Origin of the sequence: Micromonospora chalcea (genome assembly GCF_002926165.1) — a bacterium.
GTDB classification, from domain to species: Bacteria; Actinomycetota; Actinomycetes; order Mycobacteriales; family Micromonosporaceae; genus Micromonospora; species Micromonospora chalcea.
On record NZ_MAGP01000157.1, the window covers coordinates 1 to 12760 of the forward strand.

The following is a 12760-nucleotide window of genomic DNA, read 5'->3' on the forward strand; positions in this document are numbered from 1 at the left end:
CCCCGAATGGAGCCCCCTCATGAACACGATCCTGCGTAAGAGCATCCTCGGTATCGCCGGTCTGACCGTCGCCGGTGGCCTCGCCGCCGGCCCCCTCAACCACGACACCAGCACCCCCACCACCCGCGACGCCGCCGCGGTCACCACCACCCAGGCCGCGAAGCTCGACAGCGCCGCGCTGATCCCGCACGGCGTGCAGGGCACCCAGTCCCACATCGACCTCAATGACGAGCAGACCGCCAACGTCAAGGCCATCATCGCCGCCACCAAGAAGGCCGGCATGGACGAACGCGCCGCCGTCGTCTCCATCGCCACCGCCCTGCAGGAGTCGAAGCTGGAAAACCTCGGCCACCTCGGTGACCGTAACGACCACGACTCGCAGGGCCTGTTCCAGCAGCGCCCCTCCTCCGGTTGGGGCACGGTCGAGCAGATCACCGACCCCGAATACTCCACCACCGCGTTCCTGAAGGGCCTGAAGCAGGTCGACGGCTGGCGCGACATGCCGCTGACCGTCGCCGCCCAGACCGTCCAGGTCAGCGCGTACCCCGACCACTACGCCCAGTGGGAGCAGCAGGCCGCCGACCTGGTCGCCGAGCACTGGAACAGCTGACCCGGCGGTGACCGGGGTCACGAGGAACGAGCGGAAGAACCGTGACCCCGGTACCGTTGTGCAGAGCGTCGGTGTGTCCAGTGTCCCCGGGCCTCACCTAAATTGCCTTCGCGGAATACCGTTCGGCTGGAGCCGCGTCGCGCCACTCGCCGAGAGGCGACATGCACACCGACGCCCAGAGCCGCTCCGGCCGAATGGCCGGGGCGGCTCTGTCTGTGGGCTCGACTCGCACGCCTCCGGCGGCTGGCCTAGGGTGAGAAGGAAGAGGTGAGAGCCGTTCTCGACGCTGAGGGGGTGCCCGGGTGGGTCTGAAGACCTTCATCCAGGGGTGGCCGGTCTACCGGCAACTCACCGGCACCGATCCGCTCGGTCGCGGCGCCGCCGCCCAGTCGGCGCGCTCCGCCGCGCTGACCGCCCGCACCGAGACCGCCGACGGCATGGCCCGCTCGGTCTGCCCGTACTGCGCGGTCGGCTGCGGGCAGCGCGTCTTCCATTCCGACGGCAAGGTCACCCAGATCGAGGGCGACCCGGACAGCCCGATCTCGCGTGGCCGGCTCTGCCCGAAGGGCTCGGCCAGCAAGAGCCTGGTGACCAGCCCGCTGCGCCAGACGAAGGTCCGCTACCGCCGGCCGTACGCGACCGAGTGGGAAGACCTGGACCTCGACGTCGCGCTCGACATGATCGCCGACCGGATCCTCGCCGCCCGCGCGGAGACCTGGGAGGACGTCGACGACGAGGGTCGTCCGCTGAACCGGACGCTCGGCATCTCCAGCCTCGGCGGCGCGACGCTGGACAACGAGGAGAACTACCTCATCAAGAAGCTGTTCACCGCGATGGGGGCACTCCAGATCGAGAACCAGGCCCGTATTTGACACTCCGCCACCGTCCCCGGTCTGGGGACCAGCTTCGGTCGCGGCGGCGCCACGGACTTCCAGCAGGATCTCGCCAACGCTGACGTCATCATCATCCAGGGCTCGAACATGGCCGAGGCCCACCCGGTGGGTTTCCAGTGGGTGATGGAGGCGAAGAAGCGCGGCGCGAAGGTCTTCCACGTCGACCCGCGGTTCACGCGCACCAGCGCGCTCGCCGACACGTACCTGCCGATCCGGGCGGGCACGGACATCGCGCTGCTCGGCGGCGTGGTGCGCTACATCCTGGACAACGAGCTCGACTTCCGGGAGTACGTGCTGGCGTACACCAACGCGGCCAACATCGTCAGCGAGCGGTTCGCCGACACCGAGGACCTGGACGGCCTGTTCTCCGGCTACAACCCGGACACCGGCTCGTACGACCACGCGAGCTGGCAGTACGAGGGGCAGGAGGACAACGCCAAGGTCCGGGGCACCGGCAAGGAACGCGACTCGGCCTCCGGGCTGGAGCACGAGTCGCACGGCGAGCCGGTGCCGGCGCAGGCCCCGCGGGACGAGACGTTGCAGCACCCGCGCTGCGTCTACCAGATCCTGAAGCGGCACTTCTCCCGCTACACCCCGGAGATGGTGGCCCGCGTGTGCGGCATCCCGGAGGAGAAGTTCCTCGAACTGGCGCGCGCCTGGACGGAGAACTCGGGGCGGGAGCGCACCGGCGCGCTCGTCTACTCGGTCGGCTGGACGCAGCACAGCGTGGGCGTGCAGTACATCCGCACCGGCTCGATCATTCAGACGCTGCTGGGCAACATGGGCCGTCCGGGCGGTGGCATCCTGGCGCTGCGCGGTCACGCCAGCATCCAGGGCTCCACCGACATCCCGACGCTGTTCAACCTGCTGCCCGGCTACCTGCCGATGCCGCACCACGCCGACCACCCGACGTTCGACAGGTGGGTGGACAGCATCCGGCACCCGGGCCAGAAGGGCTTCTGGGGCAACTCGCGGGCGTTCGCGGCGAGCCTGCTCAAGGCGTACTGGGGTGACGCGGCGACGCCGGAGAACGACTTCTGCTACGGCTACATGCCCCGGATGACCGGCGACCACGGCACGTACCAGCAGGTCCTGAACATGATCGACGGCAAGGTGAAGGGCTATTTCCTGCTCGGCCAGAACCCGGCGGTCGGCTCGGCGCACGGCCGTGCCCAGCGCCTCGGCATGGCCAACCTCGACTGGCTCGTGGTCCGCGACCTGTTCATGATCGAGAGCGCCACGTTCTGGAAGAACGGCCCGGAGGTCGCCACCGGTGAGATCGTCCCGGAGGAGTGCCGCACCGAGGTGTTCTTCCTGCCGGCGGCCTCGCACGTGGAGAAGGAGGGCACGTTCACCCAGACGCAGCGGCTGCTGCAGTGGCGGGAGAAGGCCGTCGACCCGCCGGGCGACGCCCGCTCCGAGCTGTGGTTCTTCTACCACCTCGGCCGCGTGCTGCGGGAGAAGCTGGCCGGCTCCACCGAGCGCCGCGACCGGGCGCTGCTGGACCTGGCCTGGGACTACCCCACGCACGGTCCGCACGCGGAGCCGAGCGCCGAGGCGGTGCTCAAGGAGATCAACGGGTACGAGGTGGCGACCGGCCGCCCACTGAACGCGTTCGGCGAGGCCCGCGACGACGGCTCGACGGCGATCGGCTGCTGGATCTACTCCGGCGTCTACGCCGACGGGGTGAACCAGGCGGCCCGCCGCCGGTCCCGCCACGAGCAGGACTGGGTGGCCGCCGAGTGGGGCTGGGCGTGGCCGGCGAACCGCCGCACGCTCTACAACCGCGCCTCCGCCGACCCCGAGGGCCGGCCGTGGAGCGAGCGCAAGAAGTACGTCTGGTGGGACCCGGATGCCGGCGAGTGGACCGGCTACGACGTGCCGGACTTCGAGAAGACGAAGCCGCCGTCGTACCGGCCGCCGGAGGGCGCCTCCGGGCCGGCCGCGCTCGCCGGTGACGACCCGTTCGTCATGCAGGGCGACGGCAAGGCGTGGCTGTACGCGCCGAGCGGCGTCCTGGACGGCCCGCTGCCGACGCACTACGAGCCGGCCGAGTCGCCGATGCGCAACCCGCTCTACGGTCAGCAGGCCAACCCGACCCGCAAGATCTACGAGCACCCGATCAACCGGATGAACCCGAGTCCGCCGGAGCCGCACAGCCAGGTCTTCCCGTACGTGTTCACGGTCAGCCGCCTCACCGAGCACCACACCGCCGGTGGGATGAGCCGTACCGTGCCGCGCCTGGCCGAGCTGCAGCCGGAGATGTTCGTCGAGGTGTCCCCGGAACTGGCCGGCGAGGTCGGGCTGGCGCACCTGGGCTGGGCGCACCTGATCAGCGGCCGCGCGGTGATCGAGGCGCGGGTGCTGGTCACCGATCGGCTCACTCCGCTGCGGGTGGACGGGCGGATCATCCACCAGGTGTGGCTGCCGTACCACTTCGGCACCGAGGGTCTGGTCACCGGCGACTCGGCGAACGACCTGTTCGGCATCACGCTGGACCCGAACGTGCTCATCCAGGAGAGCAAGGTCGGCACCTGCGACATCCGGCCCGGCCGTCGTCCCACCGGTCCGCCGCTGCTGGACCTGGTCGGCGACTACCAGCGGCGGGCCGGGATGACGCCGGACCGGAAGATCCCGCTGGTGACCACCGACGCGGCCGGCGGGGACGACGCCGCCGGCAGCACCGACGAGCAGTCGCCCGCCGCGCACCAGGACGGGGAGCCGCATGCCTGACGCCAACAGCCTGTACGGTCCGCTGGACCCGGCCCCCGACGCGGGCTGGGTCGAAGCGCCGCCCCGGATGGGCTTCTTCACCGACACCAGCGTCTGCATCGGCTGCAAGGCGTGCGAGGTGGCCTGCAAGGAGTGGAACGGCGTCCCGGACTCCGGGTTCGACCTGCTCGGCATGTCGTACGACAACACCGGCGCGCTGACCGCGAACTCGTGGCGGCACGTGGCGTTCATCGAGCAGCCCCGCCCGGCCGGGCACCGTACGCCGGCGTTCGCCGGTGACCCGACCGGCCCGGCGACCAGCCCCGCGTCCGCGGCGGTCGGCGCGGGCACGGCCCCCGACACCGGCACGAACCCCGGTCTGCCGCCGGGGCGGCCGGAGGCGGCGGCACGGATGGCGGCCGGTCCGGAGTTCCTCGGCATGCCCGGCGCGCAGCCGCCCGGGCGGGACAGCGGCGCGGAGACCCGCACCGACTTCCGCTGGCTGATGATGTCCGACGTGTGCAAGCACTGCACGCACGCGGCCTGCCTGGACGTGTGCCCGACCGGTTCGTTGTTCCGCACCGAGTTCGGCACGGTGGTGGTGCAGGAGGACATCTGCAACGGCTGCGGCTACTGCATCTCCGCCTGCCCGTACGGCGTGATCGACCAGCGCAAGGGCGATGGCCGGGCGTGGAAGTGCACGCTGTGCTACGACCGGATCGGCGCGGGCATGACGCCCGCCTGCGCGCAGGCGTGCCCGACCGAGTCGATCCAGTACGGCCCGCTCGACGAGCTGCGGGAACGGGCCGCCACGCGGGTCGCCGCGCTGCACGAGCGGGGCGTGCCGGAGGCGCGGCTGTACGGCCACGACCCGACCGACGGCGTGGGCGGCGACGGCGCGTTCTTCCTGCTGCTCGACGAGCCGGAGGCGTACGGGCTGCCGCCGGACCCGGTGGTCACCACCCGGGACCTGCCGAAGATGTGGAAGCGGGCCGGGTTCGCCGCGCTGGCCATGGCGGCGGCTGCCGTCGCCGCGTTCGTCGGAGGATCGTCGTGAGCCCGGACCGCCCGGTCGGTGACCTGTTCCGCCGCTTCCGCGAGCGCCTGTCCACGGGACCGGAGGACCGCGGCGCCGCCGAGCGGGAGAACGGCAGCCGGGCCACCGCGGCCGGTCCCGGCGTGGGACGCACCGACGCGGGTTCCCGCGACGCGCGGCTGGCCCCGCACCCGCCCCGCGACGCGGCCCCGCGCCGGCGCCGGGGCGGCAAGGGTGGTGGTGAGCAGCTCAACGTGCCGCCGGCCGAGTTCACCTCCTACTACGGCCGGCCCGTCCTCAAGCCGCCGGTGTGGCGGTGGGACATCGCCGCGTACCTGTTCACCGGCGGGCTCGCCGCCGGCTCGTCGCTGCTGGCCGCGGGCGGGCAGCTCACCGGCCGCCCGGCGCTGCGCCGCGCCGGCCGGGTCACCGCCCTGGCGGCGGTGGGCGCGAGCACGTACTTCCTGGTCCACGACCTGGGCCGGCCGTCCCGGTTCCACCACATGCTGCGGGTGGCGAAGGTGACCTCGCCGATGTCGGTGGGCACCTGGATCCTCAGCGTGTTCGGCCCGGCCGCCGGGCTCGCCGCGATCGCCGAGGCGGCGCCGCTGCTGCCCGAGCGCGGCGTGCTGGGGCTCGGCCGCCGGCTGCTGCCCCCGGCCGGGCACACCGCCGGTGTGGTCGCCGCCGTCACCGCGCCCGCGCTGGCCACGTACACCGGGGTGCTGCTGGCGGACACGGCGGTGCCGTCGTGGCACGAGGCGTACCCGGAACTGCCGGCTATCTTCGCGGGCAGCGCGCTGGCCAGCGGCGCCGGTGTCGGGCTGGTGGCCGCGCCCTGCGCCCAGGCCGGTCCGGCGCGGCGCCTCGCGGTCGCGGGCGCGGCGATGGAGCTGTGGGGTTCGCACCGGGTGGAGAACCGGCTCGGGCTGCTCAGCGAGCCCTACACGCAGGGCACACCCGGCAAGCTGCTGCGCGCGGGCCGCGCGCTGACCGCCGCCGGTGTGGTCGGCGCGCTGGTCGGTCGCCGCAGCCGGGTGCTGTCCGCGCTGTCCGGCGGCGCGCTGATCGCCGCGTCGGTGTGCACCCGGTTCGGGATCTTCCACGGCGGCGTCGCCTCGGCACGCGATCCGCGGTACACGGTGGTGCCGCAGCGCGAACGCGCCGACCGGCGGGCCGCCGACCAGGTCTGACACCTCCCCGGGCGGCCTCCCGTCCGCTGTGGTTGACTGCTGCGTGGAGGCGTTCAGGCGGCTGGTGCCCCTCCCGGTCTTCAAAACCGGTGTGGTCCGGGACCCGGGCCAGGCGGGTTCGATTCCCGTCCGTCTCCGCCAAACCGTTCCCGGGAGTGCGCGATGCGTGAGGTCGACCCGCGACGGCGGGTGCCGCGCACCGACGCGCTGCTCGCCGATCCCGCGCTGGCCGCCGCCGCCGTGACGCTGGGCCGCGACCGGGTCAAGGCCGCGATCGTCAGCGCGCAGGACCGCGCCCGCCGCGGCGAGCTGACCCCCGATCAGGTACGCGACGCGGCGCTCGCCGACCTGCCCGGCCGTACGCCACGCGCCGTGCTCAACGCCACCGGCGTCGTGCTGCACACCAACCTGGGCCGTGCCCCGCTCGCCCCGTCCGCCGTGGACGCGCTCGTGGCCGCCGCCGGGCACACCGACGTGGAGCTGGACCTGCGTACCGGACGGCGGGCGCGGCGCGGCCGGGAGGCGCTGGACGCGCTCGCCGCCGCCGTGCCGGACGCCGGGGCGGTGCACGTGGTGAACAACGGCGCCGCCGCGCTGGCGCTGGCCGCGACCGCGCTCGCCGCCGGCCGGGAGATCGTGGTCAGCCGCGGTGAGCTGGTCGAGATCGGCGACGGGTTCCGCCTGCCCGACCTGCTGGCCAGCACCGGCGCGCGGCTGCGCGAGGTGGGCACCACCAACCGCACCACGCGCGCCGACTACGAAGCCGCGATCGGCGAGCACACCGGGTTCGTGCTGAAGGTGCACCCGTCGAACTTCGTGGTCACCGGCTTCACCTCGGCGGTGCCGGTCGCCGAGCTGGCCACGCTCGGCGTACCGGTGGTGGTCGACATCGGGTCGGGCCTGCTCGCGCCCGACCCGCTGCTGCCCGACGAGCCGGACGCCGCCACCACGCTGCGCGCGGGCGCGCACCTGGTCACCGCCAGCGGCGACAAGCTGCTCGGCGGCCCGCAGGCCGGTCTGCTGCTCGGCGACGCCGACCTGGTGCACCGGCTGCGCCGGCACCCCCTCGCGCGGGCGCTGCGCGTCGACAAGCTCACCCTCGCCGCGCTCGCCGCCACCCTGTACGCCCCGACCACGCCCACCCGCGACGCGCTGCACGCCGACCCGGTCCGGCTGCGGGAGCGGGTGGAGCGGCTGCGTGACCGGCTCGGTGAGGACGGCTGCAAGGCCGAGGTGGTGCCCAGCGCGGCAGTCGTCGGCGGCGGCGGGGCGCCCGGCGTGGAGCTGGACTCGTGGGCGCTGAGCCTGCCCGAGCGGTACGCCGAGCCGCTGCGCGCCGGCGACCCGGCGGTCCTCGGACGGGTGCTGCAGGGCCGGCTCCTGCTGGACCTGCGCGCCGTGCCGGAGGGCGCCGACGACCGGGTCCGTGTGGCCGTGCTGAGCGTGGAGGACTGACCGGCATGTGGGTGGTGGCCACCGCCGGGCACGTCGACCACGGCAAGTCGACGCTGGTGCGGGCGCTGACCGGGATGGAACCGGACCGGTGGGCGGAGGAACGCCGCCGGGGCATGACCATCGACCTCGGCTTCGCCTGGACCACGCTGCCCTCCGGCGGCACCGTCGCCTTCGTCGACGTACCCGGGCACGAGCGGTTCGTGCCGAACATGCTCGCCGGTGTCGGCCCGGTCCCGGCCGCGCTGATCGTGGTGGCCGCCGACGAGGGCTGGATGCCGCAGTCCGCCGAGCACCTGGCCGCGCTGGACGCGCTGGGTGTGTCGTACGGGCTGCTCGCGGTGACCCGCGCGGACCTCGCCGACCCAGGGCCGGCGACGGCGCGGGCCCGCACGGAGATCGCCGCGACGTCGCTGGGCGAGGTGGAGGCGGTGCCGGTCTCCGCGGTCACCGGCGCCGGACTGCCCGAGCTGCGCGCCGCGCTGGACCGCCTGACCGCCCGGCTGCCCGACCCGGCCGCTGACGCGCCGGTGCGGCTCTGGGTGGACCGCGCGTTCACGGTACGCGGCAGCGGCACCGTGGTCACCGGCACGCTCGGCGGCGGCCGGCTGCGCGTCGGCGACGAACTGGAGCTGGCCGGCACCGGCGAGGCGGTGCGGGTACGCGGGCTGCACTCCCTCGGCGCCGCGCACACCGCCGTCGAGGCGGTGGCCCGGGTCGCGGTGAACCTGCGCGGCCTGCCCCGGGACCGCGTCGGGCGTGGCGACGCGCTGCTCACACCCGGCCGGTTCGGGCGTACCGACCTGCTCGACGTGCGCCTGTCCGGCGACCCGGCCGCCGACCTGCCGGCCACGCTCATGCTGCACGCCGGCTCGGCGGCGGTGCCCGCCCGGGTCCGGCCGCTGGGCCCGGACACGGTCCGGCTGCGCCTGGCCCGGCCGCTGCCGCTGCTCATCGGGGACCGGGCGCTGCTGCGCGACCCCGGCCGGCACCACGTCTGCGGTGGCGTCACGGTGCTGGACGTGGACCCGCCGCCGCTGCGCCGCCGAGGCGCGGCAGCGGCCCGCGCAGCAGTGCTCGCCCGGCTGGACGGGCGCCCGGACCTGGCCGGGGAGCTGCGCCGGCGGCTGCTGATCCGGGCCGGGGACCTGACCCGGATGGGCGTGCCGCCGACCGCGACGCCGGTGGCCGGGCAGTGGCTGGCCGACCCGGAGCACTGGCGGGACCTGGGCCGCCGCCTCACCGAGGAGGTGACCCGGTACACCGCCGAGCATCCGCTGGCCGCGGGCGTACCGGTCGACGTGCTGCGGCACCGGCTCGACGTGCCCGACCGCGCGCTGGTCACGGCGCTGCTGCGCCCGCCGCTGCGGCTGCGCGACGGCCTGGTCACCGCCGCCGGGCAGCACACGCTGCCCGATCCGGTGGCGCGGGCGGTGGACCGGGTCCGGGCCGAGTACGGCGACCGACCGTTCCAGGCGCCCGAGGCGCACCACCTGGCCGACCTCGGGCTCGGCCCCCGCGAGATCGGCGCCGCCGTCCGGGCCGGCGCGCTGCTGAAGCTCGCCGAGAACGTGGTGCTGCTCCCCGGCGCACCGGACGACGCGGTGCGCGTCCTGGCCGGGCTGCCGCAGCCGTTCACGCTCAGCGCCGCCCGGCAGGCGCTCGGCACCACCCGCCGGGTGGCGGTGCCGCTGCTGGAGCTGCTGGACCGGCGCGGCGCCACCCGGCGGCTGCCCGACGACGCCCGCGAGGTGCTCCGCCCGCCGGGCTGACGCAACAGGCGTCGCCCGCCCGCTCCGGTCACCTACCGTGACGCCATGGACCCTTCCGCGGTCTGGCGGGACAAGAACCACAAGTGGCGGATCGAGGCGTACCGCGCACCGGACCTGAGGTTCGCCATCTACGCCACGAACGGCCCCACCGAGTCGGCGCCGCTGTGGCTGTTCGGGATGGCCGCGCTGGCCCGCTGGCTGATGACCCACGCGATTTCCCTGGACGACCTGGAGACGGACTGACACCCGGACGGGGGACGGCCGCCCGATCCCCGCCCCGGGCGGCGCTGCCGGTCGTACGGTGCGGGCGTGAAGGACAGGGGACTGCGTACGTTCATCACCGTGCTGGCCGGACTGGCCGTGATCTACTTCGGCTTCTCGGGAAGCCGCGGCGACGACAGCGAGGGCGGCGTCTCCGGCGGTGTGGTGCTGCTCGCGCTGCTCGCCTCGCTGCTGGCCTGGAACCTGACCAAGCCCGGGCCGGCCAAGTAGCGCTCTCAGCGCGCCGTGGCGGCGCTGCGGCTCACCTCGCCGGCCGACTCCTCGCCCAGCGCCACCCGCACCAGCGCCGACGCCAGCCGCCCGAAGTCGGCCTCGCCGACCAGCCCGACCAGGTCGCCGGGGCTCGCCGGCAGGCCCAGCCGCTTCGCCCCGGCCAGCGTGCGCCGGTCGGCGTACGGGCGCACGTCCGGCCACACCGACTGCGCCTCGCGCAAAAAGATGTCCGCCCCGGTGGGGCCGATGCCGGGGAACTCGGTGAGAAACCGGCGCAGCGCGGCCCGGTCGGCGCCGGCCTCCTGGTGCAGCCGGCGCAGGTCGCCGTGCCAGCGGTCCAGGCAGAGCCGGGCGCCGGTGCCGAGCATGGTCGCGGTCCGCTCGTCGTAGCGCCGGTAGTGGCCCCGGCCCAGCGCGTCGACCCGGTCCTGCCAGCTCGCCGCCTCCATCGTCTGCGGCGTGCGGTAACCGGCGGCGAACAGCTCCCGGGCGGCGGCCACCGCCACCGACGCCCGGATCCGGGTGCTCAGCAGCGTGGTGAGCACCAGCAACTGGTAGAGCGGGCCGGGCCGGTCGGCGAGGGTGATCCCCGCCTCCTCCGCGTACGTGCGGGACTGCCGGTCCAGCAGGGCGCGCGCGACGTTGCGATCGTCTGGCATCCATCCGGCTTACCCGTCCCGGACCCGGCCAGACCCCTGGGCCGATCCGGAATGCGCCGGGCGGCGACGGGTACGCCTGTCTGGTGCGCGGCCGACGGCCGTGCGCCCCACCGGGAAGGAGAGAGCCGTGGTCAAGCCGCAGCAGGAGGAACTGCGCCGGAACGATCTCGGCGCCACCAGCCAGGACAGCCGCAAGACGGCCACCCAGGCGGGCGGCCGTTCGCGGAGCCGGGGCACGTCGAACGCCGACGCGGGACGGCCCGTTCCGAAGGGTCAGGTGTCGCCGTACGGTCCGGCCGGTGAGCCGGTTGCCGACGACGAGAGCTAACCGCGAGCCGACGCCGGCCGCAGCCGCCGCCAGGTGGCTGCGGCCGACAGCCCGTACGCCAGGTGCGGGATCAGGTCGGAGACCCAGTCGGCGCGCCGCCAGGTACGCGGGTCGGTCACGCCCAGCACCGTCATCGAGCCGTCCGAGGTGGCCATCACCCCACCGCCGAGCAGCACCGTGGCCAGCGGCAACGGGATCCGCCGGTGTCCGGCGAGCAGACCGAACGCGGCCCCCGCGGCGATGCCTGTGGCGTACCCGAGCAGTGGCCCCAGACCGGAACGGCGGTTCGCCGCCTCGTCGCCGGGGCCCAGGTCGACGTGCGTGACGTCGGCCAGCCGTCCGGCCACCGACTCCGGGGTGCTGCGCGCCGGCCGCGCCCGCAGCGCCATGTCGAGGTAGGAGACCGCGTTGAGCACGGCGCTGCCGACGGCGCCCGCGATGGCGCCGTCGACGGCGGATGCCGCTCTCACTTCGGGTCACCCGGTTCCCGGTTGCCCTTGGGGCCGTAGGTCCGTTCGCCCCGGACCACGCCGCGTTGCCCACGGTCGTCCTGCAGGATCCGGTTGGCGACCTGGTTGGCCTCCTTGTCGGTGGCGCGCCCGGACTGCTCGACGAGGTCGCGCAGCCGTGCCCGTTGCTTGTCGTACGCGTTGCTGCCCGGACGGGGTCCTGCCATCACTGCCTCCTCGGGTCGCCGTCGGCTGACGAACCCGTCTACCCGCCCGGGCCGGGGCCAACCGTGCGCTCAGGCCGGGGCGCGGACGACAGCGACCGGGCACGCGGCGCGGTGCAGGATCCCCTGGCTCACCGAGCCGAGCAGCAAGCCGCTGAGCTCGCCGCGGCCTTGCCGGCCCACCACGACCAGTTGGGCGTCCCGGGACGCCTCGGTCAGCGCCGTGACCGGGCGGGCCCGCACCGCCTCCCGGTTGATCGGCACGTCCGGCCAGCGCTCGGCGACGCCGGCGACCGACTCGGCCAGGACCCGCTCCTGCTCGTCGGCCTGCGCCGACCGGCCGCCCGAATGGGCGTGCAGCACACGCAGCGGGGCGCCGCGGTGGGACGCCGTTTCGGCGGCGAACTCGACGGCGGCGCGGGACAGCGCGGAGCCGTCCACCCCGGCCACCACCGGGCCGGTGTCGCGGGCGGCGCCCCGGGCCACCAGCACCGGGCAGTCGGCGTACGCGGTGACCTGCAGCGCGACCGAGCCGATCACCAGCGAGGCGAACCCGCCGAGACCCCGGTCGCCGAGCACGATCAGCGCGGCGGTGGGGGACTCGCCGATCAGCACGGCGGCCGCCTCCCCGTCGATGATCTCGCCGGTGATGCGCAGCCCGCGCTCCTGCGCCTGGGCCGCGTTGACCGCGTCGGCGACCAGTTGCTCGGCCTGGTGACGCAGGCCGGCGTGCGGCGGCGCCCCGGCCGGAGCGGCCACCGGTACGCCCAGCAGCGGCCAGATGAATCCGTGGACCACCCGCAGCGGCCGGTTGCGGCGGGCGGCCTCCCGGGCGGCCAGGAGCACGGCCCGGGTCGCCGGCTCGGAGCCGTCCACCCCGACCACCACGGCCGCACCGTCAGCGGAGTTCACCAGGTACCTCCTCGTGGCCGGCGCT

Annotated in this window: 13 protein-coding genes and 1 tRNA gene; 10 read left to right on the plus strand and 4 right to left on the minus strand. The window is 74.7% G+C overall.

Annotated features, from left to right (window positions below):
• Positions 1-19 precede the first annotated feature (19 nt).
• The 9 genes from BAW75_RS27300 (at position 20) to BAW75_RS27340 (ending at position 10160) form a co-directional block, all read left to right on the plus strand.
• Complete coding sequence (locus BAW75_RS27300; RefSeq protein WP_104115408.1) at positions 20-610, plus strand: hypothetical protein; 591 nt, start codon at positions 20-22, stop codon at positions 608-610.
• A gap of 302 nt (positions 611-912) precedes the next feature.
• Positions 913-4236, plus strand: a complete 3324-nt coding sequence (fdh, locus tag BAW75_RS27310) for a formate dehydrogenase (RefSeq protein ID WP_244206289.1) — start codon at positions 913-915, stop codon at positions 4234-4236.
• A complete protein-coding gene (locus tag BAW75_RS27315; RefSeq protein ID WP_104115411.1) occupies positions 4229-5272 on the plus strand; it encodes a 4Fe-4S dicluster domain-containing protein in 1044 nt (347 codons plus the stop codon). The genes fdh and BAW75_RS27315 overlap by 8 nt, the downstream gene beginning before the upstream one ends.
• Positions 5269-6444, plus strand: a complete 1176-nt coding sequence (gene nrfD, locus BAW75_RS27320; protein WP_104115414.1) for an NrfD/PsrC family molybdoenzyme membrane anchor subunit — start codon at positions 5269-5271, stop codon at positions 6442-6444. Before BAW75_RS27315 ends, nrfD begins: the two co-directional genes overlap by 4 nt.
• A 45-nt stretch (positions 6445-6489) precedes the next feature.
• Positions 6490-6585, plus strand: a tRNA-Sec gene (locus BAW75_RS32470).
• Between the two features lie 21 nt (positions 6586-6606).
• Entirely contained in the window at positions 6607-7899 is a 1293-nt protein-coding gene (gene selA, locus BAW75_RS27325; protein WP_104115415.1) for an L-seryl-tRNA(Sec) selenium transferase, read from the plus strand.
• 5 nt (positions 7900-7904) lie between these two features.
• Complete coding sequence (gene selB, locus BAW75_RS27330) at positions 7905-9668, plus strand: selenocysteine-specific translation elongation factor (RefSeq protein WP_104115417.1); 1764 nt, start codon at positions 7905-7907, stop codon at positions 9666-9668.
• A 45-nt stretch (positions 9669-9713) separates the two neighbouring features.
• The gene (locus tag BAW75_RS27335; protein WP_030503909.1) at positions 9714-9911 is read left to right on the plus strand and encodes a hypothetical protein; all 198 of its coding nucleotides are present in this window, start codon (positions 9714-9716) and stop codon (positions 9909-9911) included.
• A gap of 66 nt (positions 9912-9977) precedes the next feature.
• Positions 9978-10160: a hypothetical protein gene (locus BAW75_RS27340; RefSeq protein WP_104115419.1), complete on the plus strand. Its 183-nt coding sequence runs from the start codon at positions 9978-9980 to the stop codon at positions 10158-10160.
• A 5-nt stretch (positions 10161-10165) separates the two neighbouring features.
• Here the strand turns inward: BAW75_RS27340 and BAW75_RS27345 are convergent, their stop codons facing one another.
• Positions 10166-10822, minus strand: coding sequence for a hypothetical protein (locus BAW75_RS27345; protein WP_043323971.1), 657 nt, complete (start codon positions 10820-10822; stop codon positions 10166-10168).
• Between the two features lie 127 nt (positions 10823-10949).
• Between BAW75_RS27345 and BAW75_RS27350 the strand changes: the two genes are divergently transcribed.
• Positions 10950-11150 (plus strand): hypothetical protein, encoded by a 201-nt coding sequence (locus tag BAW75_RS27350; RefSeq protein WP_043323973.1) that lies wholly within the window; start codon positions 10950-10952, stop codon positions 11148-11150.
• Here the strand turns inward: BAW75_RS27350 and BAW75_RS27355 are convergent.
• From BAW75_RS27355 to BAW75_RS27365, 3 genes are all read right to left on the minus strand, one after another.
• Positions 11147-11620: a hypothetical protein gene (locus tag BAW75_RS27355; RefSeq protein WP_104115422.1), complete on the minus strand. Its 474-nt coding sequence runs from the start codon at positions 11618-11620 to the stop codon at positions 11147-11149. The genes BAW75_RS27350 and BAW75_RS27355 overlap by 4 nt on opposite strands.
• Positions 11617-11826: a hypothetical protein gene (locus BAW75_RS27360; protein WP_030503913.1), complete on the minus strand. Its 210-nt coding sequence runs from the start codon at positions 11824-11826 to the stop codon at positions 11617-11619. The genes BAW75_RS27355 and BAW75_RS27360 overlap by 4 nt, the downstream gene beginning before the upstream one ends.
• Positions 11827-11895: 69 nt before the next feature.
• Positions 11896-12735 (minus strand): universal stress protein, encoded by an 840-nt coding sequence (locus BAW75_RS27365; protein ID WP_104115424.1) that lies wholly within the window; start codon positions 12733-12735, stop codon positions 11896-11898.
• Between the last annotated feature and the right edge of the window lie 25 nt (positions 12736-12760).